Genomic DNA, 17,330 nt, shown 5'->3' with positions numbered 1-17,330 from the left:
AATGCTGGCTACCTCTGTAGTATTGGCCGATACACATCAGCATGAAGCCCACGTGCATGGTGAAGCCCGGATCAACCTGGTGGTTGAAGGTCATGAGGTGCTGCTGGAGTTGCAAACTCCGGCTGCAAACCTGCTGGGTTTCGAACATGCTCCACAGACAAACGCTGAAAAACAGCAACTGAAAACCACTCAATCGTTGTTATCAGACCCATCCACCCTGTTATCCATCACCAACAATCCGTGCCAACTGGTCAATGCCGATGTCGTGTTGCCATTTTCGGATCATAAAGATCATCATCACAAAGACCATGAACACAATGACGAAGTTCATGGCGACATTCATGCTGAGTACACCCTGCGATGCCAACCTGGCAAAGCCATTAGTCAGCTGACTATTCCTGTTTTTGATCATTTTCCTGGCATGGAAAAATTGCAGCTAATGTGGATCAAAAGCAATCAACAAGGTTCTGCCACGTTAACAGCGACGAATGATCAAGTCGTTCTGCCAAAATAAACAAATACCTGAACAAATCATTGCCGGAAGAACTTCAGCAAAAGAACCTCATCGAATTATGAGCAAAGCGTTTTTTAAACACATCGAGCTATCAGAAAAAGGCAGTCGCTACCCTGCCCGCGATATCATCAGCCAATTAAGCTTTAACGAAAAAAATCTGATTCCGGTGATCACTCAGGAAGCAGAAACCGGCCAGGTATTGATGATGGCCTGGATGAATCCCGAATCGCTGCAATATTCACTCGATAGCGGCTTAATGACGTATTGGTCACGCTCCAGAAATACCCTCTGGAAAAAAGGCGAAACCAGTGGTCATTTTCAGCATATCGTTTCTATGCAGGTTGATTGTGATGGCGATACGTTATTGTTCAAAGTCAATCAGGTAGGAGCCGCCTGTCATACTGGTCGAAAACATTGTTTTTATTTTTCATTAGACTCGTCTGAGCCTGAAAACCAAACGTTTGTTATCGCAGAAAATCCATCATCGTCTTAAATAACGCGCTAAAACCGATATTAAAAAATATATTTATGAATTCTGAAGCAGTAAAACCAGCCAACGAATTATCGGATGTGGCCAGCATTTAAGTGCCACACATTGCCTATCACTAAGGCGGATATTCCGGGCGGTTTTCATCCGAGTTCTGGGTTTTAGTCTTTGTACTCTTAATCTTCGTAGTATGGCGTAACGTTATCGACCGTCATGGAATAAGCCGCTGTTGCTGTTTCATTGGTCACGGATTGAGTGGACAGGGTTCCCTCAATCCAGAAAGCATCCATCAGGGAGTATAACTCCACACCCTGCTCCATTTTCCCATAAACAATCTGATTCGGTGGTGGCGGTGGCAAATGCATGCAGGCGCCAAAAAATGGCACTAGGAAAAACTCGGTGACACGTTGTTCCTGGTTAAATTCGAGAGGCACAATAAACCCCGGCATGCGAATTTTTTTCTGATGGTACTCCGGCTTCACCTTACTGGAAGTCAGCGCTTTTTCGTAAGCCGACAGTTCTCGCTCAGGATCAAGCTCCAATGTCAATTTGCTGCTGATGGCGTCTGCTAACCCACCTTCATCACTGGTAACAATACGCTCTGGAGGGTTCTGCAGCGCCTTCAGATCTTCATCAGGAATCAAATCTGGCCATTCAATCGGCTGATACTCTCCAGCAACACCACCTCCAGCAGCAACACCACCTGCAGCAGAAACAATACCCGCACCAACCAGCAACATGCTTATAAATAATAACCGAACCATGACGACTGCTTGCCTCACCTTAGTTGCTCCATGTTAGTTGCCCCATGTTAGTAACCTCACATCAATACAAATCACGACCAATACAAACCACGATCAATACAAGTCACGACACAATGTTATATCATAACTTCAGTTAAATAAGAGTTCACTGTTCGATGATTGATCTGACCAACCTGCAGTTTTCCTACCAGCAAATTCCCTACCACCAAACACAGGTGCTGAACATACCACGCTGGCATGTTGAACCGGGTACACGGCTGTTGCTCTGCGGTGATTCGGGCAGTGGTAAATCAACCCTGCTGCATTTGTTAGCGGGTTTAAATAAGCCGGATTGTGGTCAGATAGAGATTGCTGGGCAAATGCTGACCTCAATGTCATCACGCCAAACAGATCAGTTTCGCGCCAAGCATATAGGTTTTATTTCACAACGGTTAAACCTGATCCCTTATCTTTCGGTGCTGGATAACGTACTTCTGGCAGCAAGGCTCAGTGGTAATAAAACCACTCGCAAAGCGCTGGTCAAACAAGCCAGCGAATTATTGCAGCAAGTCAATCTCGGAACTGAGTTACACCAACAGAAAGCAGAAAACCTCAGCATCGGCCAACAGCAGCGGGTTGCCATCGTTCGTGCCATGATCCATCAACCCGCGTTAATTCTCGCTGATGAACCCACTTCGGCTCTGGATAAAACCAATAGGGATGGTTTTATCCAGTTGCTGCACAACTTATGTCAGCAACACAATACAACGCTGGTAATGGTTAGCCATGACCTGTCGCTGAGCACCGGTTTTGATCAAACAATTGCCCTGTCAGACATCAACCAGCTCAATCGTGAAAAAACAAACGCTCTGGAGGTGCAATAATGTTCTGGCGCGTCGCCTATTTCAGTTTATTGCATCGCAAGGGTTCTGCATTGTTAACACTGCTGGCTGTTGCTATCAGTGTGTTTTCAGTAACCGCCGTTGAACATTTACGCCATCAAGCCAAAACCGGATTTTCGCAAACGGTGTCTGGCGTTGACTTAATTGTTGGGGCCCGTGGTGGAGAGATTAACTTATTGCTGTATTCAGTATTTTATATCGGCAATGCCAGCCGTAATATTTCTTACCAGAGCTTTGAAAAGATCCGTGATTCACGTGACGTGAAGTGGGCGATTCCATTATCCATGGGCGATTCGCATCGTGGTTTTCGGGTTGTGGGGACTCACCCGGACTTGTTTAAACATTTTCGTTATGGTCAAAAGCAGCTTTTAGAGTTCGAACACGGGCATGGTTTCAGCAATGCACACAGCGTGGTGATCGGCGCCTCCGTCGCGGAAAAGCTCAACTATCAGGTCGGCGATAAAATCACCATTGCTCATGGGCTGGGACGACAGAGTTTCCAGCAACACGATCAATATCCATTTGAAATTGTGGGTGTATTAAAAACCACCGGAACACCCGTAGACCAGGCGTTATACGTTAGCCTGGCTGGATTGGAGGCGGTACACAAACCCGGCGTCACTCATGATCAGACGGAATCACTCCAACCAGACAGCATCACGGCGACCCTTGTCAGCCTTAAATCCCGTTTAAAAACGTTTCATTTACAGCGCCAGATTAATCAGTCTGAATCCGAGCCATTAATGGCCATTTTACCGGGAGTGTCGTTGAGCCAATTATGGGAAAGCATGAATATGATGGAGAACACCTTGAGGGTAATTTCCTGGCTGATTCTCAGTGCCGCACTGATGGGCTTAAGCGCTACCTTGCTGGCTTCCATGCGAGAACGGCAGAAAGAACTGGCCGTACTACGCACGTTAGGGGCAAGGTCTTGGTTTATTTTTGCGTTGATTCAGGCCGAAACCTGGTTGGTGTCCTTAACCGCAATCGCAACCGCGCTAGTCTGTTTCAGCCTGATACTGGCCGGGGCACAAGATCTGATCAGCAGCCGTTTTGGCATCAGTATTGATCCGAATTTTCTGACTCCTGACGTGATCAAAACGCTGGGCATTATTGTGATTGCCAGCCAGTTAGTGAGTATTTATCCGGGGTATAAAGCGTATCGATTGTCGTTGGGGTAACCCGCTACGAGCCATCAGGAATCAAAAAATTTTAAATCATTTTTTCGCTGTTTTTTCATATCCTGATAAAAGTTTTCATGAGCGCCTAAGCTCAAAAGATACAGCTCTAATCGGTTTTCAACCCAGGAGTACCCCAGCAGCATTTCCTGGGCATCGACTTTAAATTTATGAACCCGTAAATAAGACAAGTCGCCTTTTTTCTGCACGCCAATCGTGGGTTCTGAAATAATCAACTCAATTTGATCTTCAACCTGCCGCAGCTGTGAATCAGGCAGTTTTGTTAACGCCCTAGCAAAACGCCTGGATTCATAAACATCAATCTTTTTTGGTTCGTCTGACATAAGGCGTAACCAATCCTTGATTCGCTTCCTGAACAGCCAACAGCGATTCTCTGACAAACTCGTAAGATAAGTCCGGGTTATCAATCATGATTTGCCCGATTTTAGCCCAGTATTCAATTTGCTTCGGCACAGAACGATTCTCTGCTTCGGCATACACCTTGGCCTGGGTGACAAAGGTATCATCCAAACGGACGCTAGTAGCCATAAGCCACCTCCAATGAATGGTGTTAACAGGCCTCAGTATGCGACAAAATGTCGCAAAGTGCATCAGGCTAATATAAGGAAGGCGTAAAAAAGGCGGATCAAACTCTATCTGATCCGCCTTTTCACCGACTTTGCCGGCTTTTTATCGACTCTTCTCAACAGGCAAAGCCGCTTAACAGCAGCGCTTAACGATTTTTATCGCGAATCACTAACAGACGCAGCTCGGTCATATCTTCCATCGCGAACTTAATGCCCTCCCGGCCAACGCCCGAGTCTTTTACACCACCGTATGGCATATTATCAACACGCCAGCTTGGTACATCGCCAATCACCACGCCACCCACTTCCAGTTCATCCCAGGCTTTCTGAATTTTGTAGATGTCTTTGGTGAAAATACCGGCCTGCAGGCCAAACTTACTGTCGTTAACCTGCGCCAGTGCCTCATCAAAGTCGGAGAATGGACTCAGAATAGCCGCCGGGCCAAAGGCTTCTTCAGTATTTAACTGAGCATGTGGTGGCACATTTTCCAGTACGGTGGCTTGCAACATCGCACCATCCTGCTCACCACCCGCCAACAGCTGACCACCCAACTCTTGAGCTTCGTCAATCCAGCCCTTTAAGCGATTGGCTTCCGACAACGAAATCATTGGGCCAATAAAAGTATCTTCATCTTTTGGATCGCCCATTTTTAACTCGGCCACTTTTTTCACGAAGTCGGCTTTAAAGCGATCGTATAAAGACTCATGCACCATAATACGCTGCACACCAATACAGCTCTGGCCTGACTGGTAATACGCACCAAAAATAATGCGTTCAATAGCATCATCTAAGTCACCGTTATCTGGAGAGGTATCTTCATCAACGATACACGCCGCGTTACCACCCAGCTCCAACACTACCGGCTTTTTACCAGCACGGGCTTTTAAGTCCCAGCCAACATCCGGAGAACCAGTAAAGCTCAGCAGTTTTAAACGATCATCCGTGGTGAATAAATCAGCCCCGTCACGCGAGCATGGCAGAATCGAAAATGCACCTTCCGGCAGATCAGTTTCTGCCAGAATTTCACCAATAATCAACGCACCAATCGGGGTACGGCTGGCAGGTTTTAAAACAAACGGGCAACCCACCGCTAATGCCGGTGCAATTTTGTGGGCAGCTAAGTTCAACGGGAAGTTAAACGGCGAAATAAAAGAGCAAGGGCCAATCGGCACACGCTTATACATGCCGGAGTAACCGCGGGCACGCGGCGCCACTTCAAGGTTCATGACTTCACCGTTCATACGCACGGCTTCTTCTGCTGCAACACGGAAGGTGTCAATCAAACGCCCCACTTCACCACGCGCGTCTTTAATCGGTTTGCCTGCTTCAATGCATAAAGCCTGGGCCATTTCTTCAAAACGTTCTTCGAAACGTTTGACGCAGTGATTCAAAATTGCCTGGCGTTCGTACGGCGCCATTTTACGTAGCGCTTCCTGGCTGGCATCTGCTGCGGCTATCGCTTCGTCAATGACTTTGGCATCCGCCAGCGCCACATGAGTGGCCACCTCACCAGAATATTTATCGGTGACTTCCAAATCTTCGTTGGCAAATACCGCTTTATTCGCCAGATAATAAGGGTAATTTTTGGCTAACATCATGTTTCCCTCGTATTAAACCTTTGCACTGAGCAGGCGTAATTGGTTATTCAGAATTTCATCGTTTTCACTGTAGTCGATTGGAATATCAATCAGATGCACGGCGTGTTCCTGCATACATTTCTTCAGCAATGGTAATAACTGGTCCGCCGCTTCAATGCGATGCCCTTTACCGCCATAAGCCTCAACGTATTTAACGTAATCCGGGTTGCCATAATCCAGACCAAAATTATCAAAATTCATATTGGCCTGCTTCCATTTGATCATGCCATAGGCATCATCGCGTAAAATCAGAATAATCAAATGCTGGTTTAAACGCACAGCCGTTTCCAGCTCCTGACTATTCATCATAAAACCACCATCGCCACAAATAGCGACAACCGGGCGATCCGGATACACCAGCTTGGAGGCCATTGCTGACGGCAAACCTGCACCCATGGTGGCTAAAGCGTTATCCAGCAATACCGTATTGGGCTTTCTGGCTTTGTAATTACGCGCAAACCAGATTTTATAAACGCCGTTATCTAACGCAATAATGCCATCGTCGGGCATGGCTTTGCGTACGTCTGAAACCAAACGCTGAGGGTAAATCGGAAAACGGTCATCATCACAACCGTGTGGCAACTCTTTTTCTTCGGCTTTTTTCACTTTATCGAAGTAGCTGAAATCCCAGTGCTTCTGTGTTTGCAGTTGCTCTTTAATGGCCCAGATGCTATTCGCAATATCACCAACCACTTCAACCTGTGGGAAATACACCGGATCAACTTCAGCCGCGTTATAATTAATATGAATCACTTTTTTATCGTTATTGCGCATAAAAAACGGTGGTTTCTCAACCACATCATGACCCACATTGATGATCAAATCGGCATGTTCAATCGCACGGTGAACAAAATCACCGTCGGATAAAGTTGTGTTACCGAGGAATAATTCCTTGGTTTCATCCACCACACCTTTACCCATCTGAGTCGTGACAAACGGAATACCAAAATCATCCACCAGCTCAGTCAGCATGTTACTCGACATTTTGCGATTCGCGCCCGCACCAATTAACAACAAGGGCGACTTAGCTAGCTCAATCATGTCTACTGCGTGCTTAATGGCTTTTGGTTCCGCAGTTGGCCGGCGCACATAACTTTCGGTGATTAAATTCGGCGACGTTTCTTCATCCGCGATATCTTCCGGCAATTCAAGATGCACCGCTCCCGGGCGCTCTGCACTGGCAATGCGAAACGCTTCACGTACCTGGGAAGCGATACGTTCACCACTGACAATCTGTGCCGTGTATTTGGTAATTGGCCGCATCATATCGACCACATCCAACACCTGGAAACGGCCTTGTTTACTGGCTTTAATCGGCTTTTGTCCGGTGATCATTAACATTGGCATCGCACCTAACTGAGCATACGCGGCAGCCGTTACAAAGTTGGTCGCTCCTGGGCCCAGTGTTGACATGCAAACTCCGACTTTACCGGTTAAGCGACCGTAAGTTGCTGCCATAAAACCAGCCGCCTGTTCGTGACGAGTCAGAATCAGTTTGATCGATGAGGTCCGTAACGACTCCAGTAAATCCAGATTCTCTTCACCGGGAATACCAAAAATGTATTCCACACCTTCTTGCTCGAGTGCTTTAACAAATAAATCGGATGCTTTCATAGCGGTTTCCATTCTAATGAGTGATGTAGCGAGCCAATGCCGTTGCTGCTTGTTTAACACTAGCAGCTGATTGCAATACGGTTTGTCATAACCGTGTTACAGACAGGTGTTGATACCAGGTGTTCCCCGAACTAACTGTTCCAACTGAATGTGTAATGAAGTCTTTAAAAGCACTTTTGTTTCTGAATAACTGTCTTATAGTTTTAACACTCATACTCATGCAGCTTTGAATACGGAACACCACTATGACGACATATACACCTCCAAAAGTTTGGAAATGGGATCAGGAGAACGGCGGTAAATTCGCTAAAATTAACCGCCCGATATCCGGTGCAACCTTTGAAAAAGAGCTTCCCGTGGGTGACAACCCGTTTAATCTTTATTCGGTTGCTACCCCCAACGGCGTTAAGGTCACCATTCTGTTTGAAGAACTGCTGGAGTTAGGAGTCAAAGACGCTGAGTACGATGCCTGGTTGATCAATATTTTTGATGGCGATCAGTTTGGTAGTGGTTTTACCGACATTAACCCAAATTCAAAAATTCCGGCTCTGGTCGATCGTTCAGGCGACAAGCCGGTACGCATTTTTGAATCCGGTGCCATCCTGCTATATCTGGCAGAAAAGTTTTCAGCCTTTGTACCGTCTGACCCAGCACAAAAAGCTGAATGCCTGTCCTGGTTATTCTGGCAGATGGGCAGTGCACCTTATCTGGGTGGAGGCTTTGGCCATTTTTACGCCTATGCACCAGAGAAATTTGAATACCCCATTGATCGTTTCACCATGGAAGTCAAACGCCAGTTGGATGTACTGGATAAACACCTGGCAAACAATACCTATCTTTGTGGTGATGACTACACCATTGCCGATATGGCCGTTTATCCCTGGTATGGCGTACTGGTTCAGGGGTTGTTGTATGACGCGGCAGAATTCCTGGATGTCAGCAGCTATCAACATGTCAATCGCTGGAGTGACCTGATCAAACAACGCCCAGCGGTAATACGAGGCCGGAAAGTGAATCGAGTATGGGGCACACCAGAAGAACAAGTACCAGAACGTCACTCTGCGGAAGACTTTAAGTAACCTCTGTGCTGTTCGTGATTCTGGCATCGATAAAAAGTCGGCGCCGGATCACGTTATTATTAATGACTTATCTGAATTCATAGCACCTTTTCCTGATAATCACGCAAAATACGTAGTATCCACAATGTCAAGAGCACCATTACTGACGGCTTTTGTCTATACTCCTGCTGCGCCAGCAACTCGTAGATTGGTTGGCTGCGACCGGTTTCAGTGACGTTTTGTTTTGCAGTAGAAAACCGGCCAAATACTATTTTTAACCCCTTTTTATAAAAGCAAAGCGGAGTTCGCGATGAACTTACAAGACAAAGTAATTGCCATTACCGGTGCCGGCCAGGGTTTAGGCCGTTCGATGGCCGTTTATATGGCACAGAAAGGGGCAAGGATCGCCGTTATCGACCTGAGTCAGGAACACATGGATGAAACCAAAGCACAAATTGAAGCCGCTGGCTCAAGTGCGTCAACCTTCCTTTGCAACGTTGCTAATGAGCAACAAGTGGAAGAGACTTTCAGCGCTATCGTGTCACAAATGGGTGGCTTGCATGGCCTGGTTAACAACGCAGGCATTTTGCGTGATGGCCTGATGGTTAAAGCCAAAGATGGTGAAATCAGCAAGATGAGCCTGGCGAACTGGCAAGCTGTGATCGACGTTAACCTGACGGGTGTTTTCCTGTGTGGCCGTGAAGCAGCCGTGAAAATGATCGAGTCCGGTGAAGGCGGTTGTATTATTAATATCTCCAGCATTTCGCGCGCTGGTAACATGGGCCAGAGCAACTACTCTGCTGCAAAAGCCGGCGTTGCTTCCATGGCAACCGTTTGGGCAAAAGAGCTGGCACGTTACAACATTCGCGCAAACGCCATTGCTCCGGGTTTTATTGCTACTGAAATGACGGCTGGTATGAAACCAGAAGCACTGGATAAAATGACCGCAGGTATTCCGGCTAAGCGTATGGGCCAGCCTGAAGAAATCGCGCACACAGTCGCGTATCTGATGGAAAACGACTATGTATCAGGTCGGGTTGTTGAAGTAGACGGTGGTTTACGTTTGTAAACTCCCGGGGCCTGTTAATGAACAGGCCGCAGTCCCCTTTAGCACCGCGTGCTAAAGGGGCTAAACCCAAAAAGGTTACGCACTTTCCTGGAATAAGTGAACATCGCGTTGAGGGAAAGGAATAGAACAACCCGCCTGCTCAACAGCGTCTTTTAATAACGGACGAATATCAAAGAATAACGACCAATAATCCTCTGTTTTCACAAACGCACGCACCAGAAAATCAACCGAACTGCTGCCCAGATCCACAACCGCAACAACGTTATCCTGATCCTGCAGAACTCGCGCATCATTTTTCAGAACAGCTTCCAATGCTAATTTAGCGTCCGGGATATTATCGGAATAGGCAATTCCAATCGGGATTTCAACGGCACGAACGTCACTCTTGGTATGATTAATAATATTGCCATTGGCCAATGGGCCATTCGGAATAATCAGAATACGCTTATCAAACGTTTCAAAGGTTGTAACAAAAATACCAATATCCTGAATAACACCTTCGACGCCCTGAGCTTCAACATAGTCTCCGACTTTAAATGGCCGGAAAATCAATACCATCACGCCACCGGCAAAGTTTGACAAACTCCCCTGTAATGCCAGGCCAACCGCCAAACCTGCAGCACCCAATACAGCAACAAAACTGGTTGTTTCAATACCAACCATCGACGCAGCCGAAATCACTAATAATACTTTCAGAACAACTTCAAATATATTGCTCAGAAATTTCGCCAGCGTTTCATCCGGCAGGGCTTTTTGCGACTGATTACTCACCAGTCGGGTTAATTTATTGATAATCCAAATACCAATAACCAACACCAGAATTGCTGACAACAACTTGCCGCCGTACTCAACACCAATACCAGCAGCTTGCTGATACATGTTATTAATCGTCTCATTAATGTTATCCATTTTATCTCCTTGATATTCCAATCAGTTGTTAGTCACAGCATAAAGAGAGGCACTCTTGTTTCCTATAGCGGCAGGCATAACGACGCTCATATTTTTCATAATTTGATAAATACCCATACCCCAGAACTACCCTGGTGATACAAGCTCATACTAAAAAGTGCCGTTTCAGCTGAACTTTCTGCAACGGGGTCTACTCTATAAAAACGCTGGAACGGAAAATTACCCCAGCCGAACGATGGGGCACCGCAGCTGGCAAGTACGTATATTGACTTCAAACAGGAAACGACCATGAATAAAAAAGCTCAAAATCTGCTGTCTGGTGCTGCGTTAGCAGTCGCCGTTGCTGGCCTGGCTGGCTGCGCAAGCTATAACACCGATACCGCAGCAGCGCCTGCTGGTTCAACGGATCTGGTACATTGTTACGGCGTGAACGTCTGTAAAGGCCACAACGACTGTGGTGGTGCCAACAACTCATGTTCTGGTCAGGCTTCCTGTAAAGGTACTGGCTTTGTTGGTATGCCGTCTAAAGCCTGTAAAGACGTTGGTGGTGAAATCAAAGATGACTGGCGTGGCACTGTTGCCAAAGCCGACCTGGTTCATTGCTATGGCGTGAATATCTGTAAAGGTCACAATGACTGTAAAACAGCAAACAACGCGTGTGGCGGCCATGCTTCCTGTAAAGGGACTGGTTTTGTTGCAACAACCGCTAAGTCTTGTGCCGATATTGGTGGTAAAGAAGGCGCATAAGTCGTTTGGCAGGTGATATAACATCTGTACTACCCGACAGAGTGGCCAGTCGTTTAACTAACGGTTACCACTCTGTCTTTTTATCCGATAACAACCATTTTGTGGCAATCCATACCATGACAAAAGACACCGATCATTCCATCACACATCCGTTTCTGGGCTTTGGCCTGGGGTTGAGAACCCAACATTTTGAGCATGTATTGCAACATCAGCCGGATATAGATTGGTTTGAAATTTTGTCAGAAAACTACATGGTTGCCGGTGGCAAACCCCGCTATTACCTCGAGGCCATCGCAGAACGTTATCCGTTAGTCATGCATGGTGTATCCATGTCGATTGGCAGCACCGATCCATTGGATATGGATTATTTAAAAGCGTTAAAAAAACTGGCCAACGATGTACAACCTAAATGGATTTCTGATCACATTTGCTGGACCTCAATCCACGGTCAGAACAGCCACGATTTATTACCCCTACCCTACACTCAGGAAACCGTCCGCCATGTGGCAGAGCGGGTAAAACAGGTTCAGGACTTTTTAGGCCGCCGCATTTTATTAGAGAATGTCTCCAGCTATTTGTCATACAACAACAGCGAAATGGATGAATGGACGTTTTTATCTCAGGTGGCTGAAGAAGCCGATTGTTTAATTCTGCTCGACATTAACAATATTTATGTCAGTGCGCGTAACCACCATTTTGAGCCGCTGGATTTTTTAAACAAAATTGACCCCAAACGTGTGCAACAATTTCATTTAGCTGGCCACAGTGACTTTGGTGATCATGTGATTGATACCCACGACCATGACGTTCCGGATGCCGTATGGCAACTGTACAAAGAAGCGCTCAATCGTTTTGGTGCAGTCAGTACGATGATTGAACGCGACGACAATATCCCGGATTTTCCCGAGTTGTACGCTGAATTACAAATAGCCAAAGATATAGCTCAGCAGCAGCTAACGCCTGAACAACTTACTATTCATTCCAAAGCAACACAGGAAGTGAAATATGGCTGATCAGGACTGTAACGTACCGGAATTAAAAAAACTGCAGCAGGATTTTATGCAATACCTGCTAACGCCGAACCAACAAACTGGCGAACAGTTTCACAGTTGGGTCAGTGAACAAACGGGCTTGCCCGCTGCCAGCCGTATGCAAATTTACGCCAATGGCTATGTATTGCGTCTGCGCGAAACCATCGATACCGACCATGAAATTCTTGGCTTGTATCTGGGTGATGACTTGTTTGAACAAATGGTTGAAGGTTATGTCCGCCAGTACCCATCGACCTTCCGCTCGTTGCGTCAGTTTGCGGATGCATTGCCGGAATATCTGGCCAACGATGAATTCTTTTGCCAATACCCGTTATTGTCAGAGCTGGCTGCTTTTGAACGCCGCTTGATAACAGCCTTTGATGCCGCCGACAGTGAGCATGCCAGCTTTGCCGAATTACAGGCCATCTCGCCCGATTTATGGCCTGCGATTCAGTTTCGTTTTCATGCCAGCGTCCAGTTATTCAGCTGCCACACTAATGCCGTAGAGAGCTGGCAGGCTTTAAAAGCAGAACAAATACCATCACAGCCAGAAACCGGTGAACTACGACATTGGTTGATCTGGCGAGGCTCTGAACGACTGACCGAGTTTATTTCACTACAACCTTATCAACACGCATTAATCAGCGGTTTTTTAGCTGGCCATAATTTTGCGCAACAGTGCGAACTGATGTTGACCTGGTTTGATGAAGAAAATGCCGCCATTCAGGTATTACAGGCTTTACAGGCCTGGTTTGACATGGGCATTATCCGCGCCATTATTGTCAACGACTGAACGGTAAATACCAGAACGAATCCGATGACAGAAACGTTATCCGCCAGCGAACGGTTGTACACCGTTCTCGCCAATATACCCAGCGGTAAGGTCGTTACTTATGGCCAGCTAGCAGAACTGGCCGGGATGCCGCGACGTGCTCGCTGGGTCGGACAAACCTTAAAAAAGCTTCCTGCCGACAGTACCTTACCGTGGTACCGGGTGATCAATGCTCAGGGCAAGATCAGCTTTCCGGCGGGCAGTAATGCCGCCGACCGCCAGGCCAACCGGCTGCGTGAAGAAGGCGTTGAAGTCAGTGAGCAATATCGCATCAATTTGTCGCACTTTGGCTTGTAACTGCCAGGACTGAGCCCTCCAGAACATCGCATACAGTATTAGCCCTTTTGAGCAGGGCATTTCCCGGTGACTTTCCTATAATTAAGGCAATATTCGCTTTGGGCAGCCCAAATGAACGCCTCCCGCGCTTTTACATTAATAGAGCTAATCGTAGCTATTGTTTTAATAGGTATTCTTTCTGCCGTCATTCTTCCGCGATTTTCCGATTTATCAGATGAAGCCGTAATTGCACAGGCAGAAGGAGTTGCCGGTAGTCTGCGCAGCTCCGTTAACACCGTAAAAGCCCTGTTTCAGAGCCAAGGGCACGCTACCCGGGTGCAGAATCTGCAAGGCTTTGGTAACGACAATGTTGATACCAATAACCAGGGATATCCAATTGGTATTGATAAGGGCAATGGCAATGAAAATATCGGTCGCCAAAGCAAAGGCTGTGCAGAGTTGTGGCAAGGGTTGCTGAGTGAAGCGCCAAGTGTGGCTCACAACAATAATAACCAGCAATACCGTTCCTTCCGGCATACCCAGAATCGGGTTTGCAGCTACGTGTATCGTGCTCAGGGTGACACCGGCAATCAAAATACCGGGCAAATTATTATTCGCTATGATTCTCGCGACGGTAGTGTCAGAGTATGCGGACAGAGTCCATTATTACCCGCGTGTTGAGAATGTTAGTGTGAAGTCTTTTTTATTAGCGTTATTGCTGTCATTTGTTGCCATTTCCAGCAGCGCTCAGGCAAACGCCGACCTAACAATCCCCAAACCCAATAAGTCCCTGATATTGGCCACGTCTGAAGGCCCGCCTTATATGATCCGGGATCCGCTGGGAGGCCTCGATATTGAAACGGTTGTGTCCTCTCTGGAGCAGCAAGGTTATCAGGTTCAGGTGCAATTTATGAGCTTACACAGAGCCATGGCAGAATTGCAGATGAAACGTGTGGATGTGATTGTGCCCAGCTTCGCCCCGGACCAGGCAGATCTGTACACCGGCGACCCACATATTCTGTATCACCCCACCTTGTTTTCGCTGAAAAGCAACCCTGTTACCCTGACATCGATTGATGACCTGAAACATTATCGTCTGGCAACCTTTCAGGGAGCTGGCGGGTATTTTGGCTCAGCATTTATTCAGGCCTGCGAACAGGCACCGGAATATTATGAACACCGCGATATGTCGCGACTTATTGATTTATTAATCAACCAACGCACTGACCTGGTGTTGTTAGATCGCCGGATTTTTCATTATTTTTATCAGCAGGCGGGCTTCAAGAAAGCCATTAGTGAATATCATCATATATTTAATGATGTCCCAGCCATGCCGGTTTTCAATAACCCAGCCATTCGTGATGATTACAATCAGGGATTAAAAGATATTAAAAAGCTCGGCATTTATCAGCAAATTATGGATAAATACGGGCATCAGTGAAGACTGTTCAGGTATTCCGCCGGGGGCACGCCCTGCCAACGCTTAAAGGCTCGCCTGAAATTCGCCACATCCGAATACCCCAGTGCATAAGCCACCTGCTGAATGGTTAAATCACCTTTTTTAAGATGCTGCAGCGCCAGACGATGACGTATATCCTCAATCAGTTTTTTATAACTGGTGCCTTCTTCCTGTAGGCGTCGATGTAAGGTTCTGGGGGTCATATAAACACTTTTTGCGGCCGCTTCCAACGTCGGAAACGGATGATGGCCCGATAACAACAATTGCTGTATCTGCGCCGCTAATGTTCCCTGATTTTCTAACGCTTCCAACTCTTTCTGACAAATATCAATGGCTTCACGAAAACTGGCATTATTGGCCATTTTTAACGGCTGATCGACAACCGATAGAGGAACTGAAATGCCCACCCAATCCTGATTAAAATCCACCGGCGACTGAAATAAACCGGGCAATAAGTCGGCATACGTATGTGGGGAATAAGGCAGTGCAATACGCGCCTGTAACGCTGTTCCCATGCTGATAAAATCAAGAATATTTTTAATGGCCAATACAATAGCTTCTAAGACACTGGCGCGGATAACACCGAGTTCCCGTTGCTGCTGAAATACAATCTGATATTGATCACCCTGCTGCCCGCCGTTGATATGAATCAGGTCAGTACGTAATGGAATAAACCGGGCGACCAGCTCCACAACCTGGCGAATTGAACCGCTGTTCATGGCGGCAAATCCGAGGATGCCATGAGTATTCACGGCCAACCGCTGCCCCACCAATAAACCAACCGCCTGATCACCCGCATAATGCTCAGCCTGTTGTACCAGGCGCATAAAAGTGTCCCAGGGCATGGTGACGGAATCCGAGTCTTCTGAGACATGACTTAATCCAAGCTGTGCCTGCCATTCCGCCGTATCAATACCAAAGCCGGCCACCACCTCAAAAATCTGCAAGACGTAAAAACCCGGCAACGTGATGTCGTCCGTTGTTTTTTCTTTCAAGCCGCTCTTCACCATGTTGTTAGCTCCGCTCTAGCCCAGGTCGTTTTTTATTATTGTTTTGCGGTTGTCAAAAAATGACCCCCTACTGTCAATCTCTGCTCTCTGGCAAAACCGATTCATGCCCTAACCTGATCATTATCTTGAAGGCACTCATCAGATACTCAGGACCTAACTATGTTTTCATTTTTCCAGAAAAATAAAAAGCCGGAAAATAAAAAGCCGCACACTGCCAATATCAACGGCCAGACAATTGAGGTTAACCCTCAGGAAACATTGCTGAATGCGGCATTACGACATGACATTGAATTTCCACACTCCTGTCGGGTAGGCGGTTGTGCCGCCTGTAAGTGCCAGCTGAGAGCTGGCAAAGTAAAAGAGCTGACCGATGTCGGCTACATTTTGTCGGATGAGGATCTGGATAATGGCTATATCCTGGCTTGCCAGAGCGTACCTGAAACGGATATCAGCATCAGGCTTGATCTGCCACAGCAGTCCATCGAGCATACCGCAGGGAAAGTGATTGCCCAGAAGCGCCTGACTCATGATATTACCGAATTGGTCGTTCGTACTGACACGCCGGTTTCTTACCAACCCGGCCAGTTTGCCGACCTCACCTTAGCAAGCTTACCTGACCTGGCGCGCAGCTATTCTTTTGCTTCTGTTCCCGCCTCTCCGTCAAATCGTTCTCAAAACAAAGAAAATACACTGAGCTTTTTTGTTCGAGAAGTGCCTAGTGGGCGTTTTTCAGGAGCCGTTAATCAAAAAGATCTGACCGGAGAACGAATTGACATCAAAGGGCCGCTCGGTGATTTCTGGCTCAGACCGGCGCAAAACCCCATTGTAATGGTCGCCGGTGGTAGTGGTCTGGCACCCGTTATTGCCATGTTAGAAGCGGAAGTCCAACAGTCACGCCATCGCCCATTGTTATTACTGTTCGGAGCACGCAGCCAGCAAGATTTATACGCTCTGGAGCGCATCGACAACATCCGACGACACTGGCATGCCAGCTTTGAATTTACTCCTGTGTTATCCGACGAAGCAGACACCTCCAACTGGAATGGAAAACGCGGTTTGGTCAGTGATTTTATTCAACCCGCTTTATTGCCAGAGAGTCATGCTTATTTATGTGGCCCTCCGGCCATGATTGACGCCGCTGAAACCGTATTAAAAAAACTGGGCATCAGCGCTAACCATATTTATGCCGATCGTTTTATCACGGTTGATATGCAAAAGGCTGTCGATGTGAAAAAAAGCGCCTGACAACAGGCCCTAAAACAAAAATAAAAGGAGAA

20 protein-coding genes are annotated in these 17,330 nt (G+C 47.0%); 13 read left to right on the top strand and 7 right to left on the bottom strand.

Annotated features, from left to right (window positions below):
• The first annotated feature begins 1 nt into the window (after position 1).
• Together KFF03_RS06915 and hisI are read left to right on the top strand one after the other, a co-directional pair.
• Positions 2-514 (top strand): DUF2796 domain-containing protein, encoded by a 513-nt coding sequence (locus KFF03_RS06915; protein WP_255860114.1) that lies wholly within the window; start codon positions 2-4, stop codon positions 512-514.
• A 58-nt stretch (positions 515-572) separates the two neighbouring features.
• Positions 573-1,007 (top strand): phosphoribosyl-AMP cyclohydrolase, encoded by a 435-nt coding sequence (gene hisI, locus KFF03_RS06910; RefSeq protein ID WP_255860112.1) that lies wholly within the window; start codon positions 573-575, stop codon positions 1,005-1,007.
• Between the two features lie 170 nt (positions 1,008-1,177).
• Here the strand turns inward: hisI and KFF03_RS06905 are convergent, their stop codons facing one another.
• Positions 1,178-1,765 carry a DUF3299 domain-containing protein gene (locus KFF03_RS06905; RefSeq protein WP_255860107.1) on the bottom strand — a complete coding sequence of 196 codons (588 nt, stop codon included), beginning with the start codon at positions 1,763-1,765 and terminating at the stop codon, positions 1,178-1,180.
• A 155-nt stretch (positions 1,766-1,920) separates the two neighbouring features.
• Here KFF03_RS06905 and KFF03_RS06900 point away from each other — a divergent pair, with 155 nt between their 5' ends.
• Positions 1,921-2,628 carry an ABC transporter ATP-binding protein gene (locus tag KFF03_RS06900; protein WP_255860105.1) on the top strand — a complete coding sequence of 236 codons (708 nt, stop codon included), beginning with the start codon at positions 1,921-1,923 and terminating at the stop codon, positions 2,626-2,628.
• Positions 2,628-3,827, top strand: coding sequence for an ABC transporter permease (locus KFF03_RS06895; RefSeq protein ID WP_255860104.1), 1,200 nt, complete (start codon positions 2,628-2,630; stop codon positions 3,825-3,827). Before KFF03_RS06900 ends, KFF03_RS06895 begins: the two co-directional genes overlap by 1 nt.
• Positions 3,828-3,841: 14 nt before the next feature.
• Here KFF03_RS06895 and KFF03_RS06890 read toward each other — a convergent pair whose 3' ends face one another.
• The 4 genes from KFF03_RS06890 to KFF03_RS06875 form a co-directional block, all read right to left on the bottom strand.
• Entirely contained in the window at positions 3,842-4,168 is a 327-nt protein-coding gene (locus KFF03_RS06890; RefSeq protein ID WP_255860103.1) for a type II toxin-antitoxin system RelE/ParE family toxin, read from the bottom strand.
• A complete protein-coding gene (locus KFF03_RS06885; RefSeq protein WP_255860101.1) occupies positions 4,143-4,373 on the bottom strand; it encodes a ParD-like family protein in 231 nt (76 codons plus the stop codon). Before KFF03_RS06885 ends, KFF03_RS06890 begins: the two co-directional genes overlap by 26 nt.
• Positions 4,374-4,557: 184 nt before the next feature.
• Positions 4,558-6,006 (bottom strand): aldehyde dehydrogenase family protein, encoded by a 1,449-nt coding sequence (locus tag KFF03_RS06880; protein WP_255860855.1) that lies wholly within the window; start codon positions 6,004-6,006, stop codon positions 4,558-4,560.
• A 15-nt stretch (positions 6,007-6,021) separates the two neighbouring features.
• Positions 6,022-7,662 carry an acetolactate synthase large subunit gene (locus tag KFF03_RS06875; RefSeq protein WP_255860100.1) on the bottom strand — a complete coding sequence of 547 codons (1,641 nt, stop codon included), beginning with the start codon at positions 7,660-7,662 and terminating at the stop codon, positions 6,022-6,024.
• Positions 7,663-7,907: 245 nt separating this feature from the next.
• Here KFF03_RS06875 and yghU point away from each other — a divergent pair, with 245 nt between their 5' ends.
• Together yghU and KFF03_RS06865 are read left to right on the top strand one after the other, a co-directional pair.
• Positions 7,908-8,741 carry a glutathione-dependent disulfide-bond oxidoreductase gene (yghU, locus tag KFF03_RS06870; RefSeq protein WP_255860099.1) on the top strand — a complete coding sequence of 278 codons (834 nt, stop codon included), beginning with the start codon at positions 7,908-7,910 and terminating at the stop codon, positions 8,739-8,741.
• Between the two features lie 289 nt (positions 8,742-9,030).
• Positions 9,031-9,789: an SDR family oxidoreductase gene (locus KFF03_RS06865; RefSeq protein ID WP_255860098.1), complete on the top strand. Its 759-nt coding sequence runs from the start codon at positions 9,031-9,033 to the stop codon at positions 9,787-9,789.
• A 75-nt stretch (positions 9,790-9,864) separates the two neighbouring features.
• Here the strand turns inward: KFF03_RS06865 and KFF03_RS06860 are convergent, their stop codons facing one another.
• Positions 9,865-10,698, bottom strand: a complete 834-nt coding sequence (locus KFF03_RS06860; protein ID WP_255860097.1) for a mechanosensitive ion channel family protein — start codon at positions 10,696-10,698, stop codon at positions 9,865-9,867.
• A gap of 288 nt (positions 10,699-10,986) precedes the next feature.
• Between KFF03_RS06860 and KFF03_RS06855 the strand changes: the two genes are divergently transcribed.
• The 6 genes from KFF03_RS06855 to KFF03_RS06830 all read left to right on the top strand — a co-directional run bounded on the left by KFF03_RS06855 (position 10,987) and on the right by KFF03_RS06830 (position 15,025).
• Positions 10,987-11,445 (top strand): hypothetical protein, encoded by a 459-nt coding sequence (locus KFF03_RS06855; protein ID WP_255860096.1) that lies wholly within the window; start codon positions 10,987-10,989, stop codon positions 11,443-11,445.
• A 5-nt stretch (positions 11,446-11,450) separates the two neighbouring features.
• A complete protein-coding gene (locus KFF03_RS06850) occupies positions 11,451-12,458 on the top strand; it encodes a DUF692 domain-containing protein (protein WP_255860095.1) in 1,008 nt (335 codons plus the stop codon).
• Complete coding sequence (locus KFF03_RS06845; protein WP_255860094.1) at positions 12,451-13,269, top strand: DNA-binding domain-containing protein; 819 nt, start codon at positions 12,451-12,453, stop codon at positions 13,267-13,269. The genes KFF03_RS06850 and KFF03_RS06845 overlap by 8 nt, the downstream gene beginning before the upstream one ends.
• Positions 13,270-13,293: 24 nt before the next feature.
• Positions 13,294-13,605: an MGMT family protein gene (locus KFF03_RS06840; protein ID WP_255860092.1), complete on the top strand. Its 312-nt coding sequence runs from the start codon at positions 13,294-13,296 to the stop codon at positions 13,603-13,605.
• Positions 13,606-13,716: 111 nt separating this feature from the next.
• Positions 13,717-14,265: a type II secretion system protein gene (locus KFF03_RS06835; RefSeq protein ID WP_255860091.1), complete on the top strand. Its 549-nt coding sequence runs from the start codon at positions 13,717-13,719 to the stop codon at positions 14,263-14,265.
• A 10-nt stretch (positions 14,266-14,275) separates the two neighbouring features.
• The gene (locus tag KFF03_RS06830) at positions 14,276-15,025 is read left to right on the top strand and encodes an ABC transporter substrate-binding protein (protein ID WP_255860090.1); all 750 of its coding nucleotides are present in this window, start codon (positions 14,276-14,278) and stop codon (positions 15,023-15,025) included.
• Here KFF03_RS06830 and KFF03_RS06825 read toward each other — a convergent pair.
• Positions 15,019-16,053, bottom strand: coding sequence for an AraC family transcriptional regulator (locus tag KFF03_RS06825; protein WP_255860089.1), 1,035 nt, complete (start codon positions 16,051-16,053; stop codon positions 15,019-15,021). The two genes, KFF03_RS06830 and KFF03_RS06825, sit on opposite strands and share 7 nt — an antisense overlap.
• 159 nt (positions 16,054-16,212) lie before the next feature.
• Here KFF03_RS06825 and KFF03_RS06820 point away from each other — a divergent pair, with 159 nt between their 5' ends.
• A complete protein-coding gene (locus KFF03_RS06820) occupies positions 16,213-17,298 on the top strand; it encodes a 2Fe-2S iron-sulfur cluster binding domain-containing protein (protein ID WP_255860087.1) in 1,086 nt (361 codons plus the stop codon).
• The last annotated feature ends 32 nt before the right edge of the window (positions 17,299-17,330 follow it).

This window comes from Bacterioplanoides sp. SCSIO 12839, from assembly GCF_024397975.1.
GTDB lineage: Bacteria > Pseudomonadota > Gammaproteobacteria > Pseudomonadales > Oceanobacteraceae > Bacterioplanoides.
This window is presented reverse-complemented; position numbering and strand designations above follow the sequence as displayed.

Coding starts and splice junctions, on each gene's coding strand:
- KFF03_RS06905 (WP_255860107.1), bottom strand. CDS start 1,765: ATGGTTCGGTTATTATTTATAAGCATGTTGCTGGTTGGTGCGGGTATT.
- KFF03_RS06880 (WP_255860855.1), bottom strand. CDS start 6,006: ATGTTAGCCAAAAATTACCCTTATTATCTGGCGAATAAAGCGGTATTT.
- KFF03_RS06900 (WP_255860105.1), top strand. CDS start 1,921: ATGATTGATCTGACCAACCTGCAGTTTTCCTACCAGCAAATTCCCTAC.
- KFF03_RS06855 (WP_255860096.1), top strand. CDS start 10,987: ATGAATAAAAAAGCTCAAAATCTGCTGTCTGGTGCTGCGTTAGCAGTC.
- hisI (WP_255860112.1), top strand. CDS start 573: ATGAGCAAAGCGTTTTTTAAACACATCGAGCTATCAGAAAAAGGCAGT.
- yghU (WP_255860099.1), top strand. CDS start 7,908: ATGACGACATATACACCTCCAAAAGTTTGGAAATGGGATCAGGAGAAC.
- KFF03_RS06915 (WP_255860114.1), top strand. CDS start 2: ATGCTGGCTACCTCTGTAGTATTGGCCGATACACATCAGCATGAAGCC.
- KFF03_RS06835 (WP_255860091.1), top strand. CDS start 13,717: ATGAACGCCTCCCGCGCTTTTACATTAATAGAGCTAATCGTAGCTATT.
- KFF03_RS06825 (WP_255860089.1), bottom strand. CDS start 16,053: ATGGTGAAGAGCGGCTTGAAAGAAAAAACAACGGACGACATCACGTTG.
- KFF03_RS06820 (WP_255860087.1), top strand. CDS start 16,213: ATGTTTTCATTTTTCCAGAAAAATAAAAAGCCGGAAAATAAAAAGCCG.
- KFF03_RS06895 (WP_255860104.1), top strand. CDS start 2,628: ATGTTCTGGCGCGTCGCCTATTTCAGTTTATTGCATCGCAAGGGTTCT.
- KFF03_RS06875 (WP_255860100.1), bottom strand. CDS start 7,662: ATGAAAGCATCCGATTTATTTGTTAAAGCACTCGAGCAAGAAGGTGTG.
- KFF03_RS06890 (WP_255860103.1), bottom strand. CDS start 4,168: ATGTCAGACGAACCAAAAAAGATTGATGTTTATGAATCCAGGCGTTTT.
- KFF03_RS06845 (WP_255860094.1), top strand. CDS start 12,451: ATGGCTGATCAGGACTGTAACGTACCGGAATTAAAAAAACTGCAGCAG.
- KFF03_RS06840 (WP_255860092.1), top strand. CDS start 13,294: ATGACAGAAACGTTATCCGCCAGCGAACGGTTGTACACCGTTCTCGCC.
- KFF03_RS06860 (WP_255860097.1), bottom strand. CDS start 10,698: ATGGATAACATTAATGAGACGATTAATAACATGTATCAGCAAGCTGCT.
- KFF03_RS06865 (WP_255860098.1), top strand. CDS start 9,031: ATGAACTTACAAGACAAAGTAATTGCCATTACCGGTGCCGGCCAGGGT.
- KFF03_RS06885 (WP_255860101.1), bottom strand. CDS start 4,373: ATGGCTACTAGCGTCCGTTTGGATGATACCTTTGTCACCCAGGCCAAG.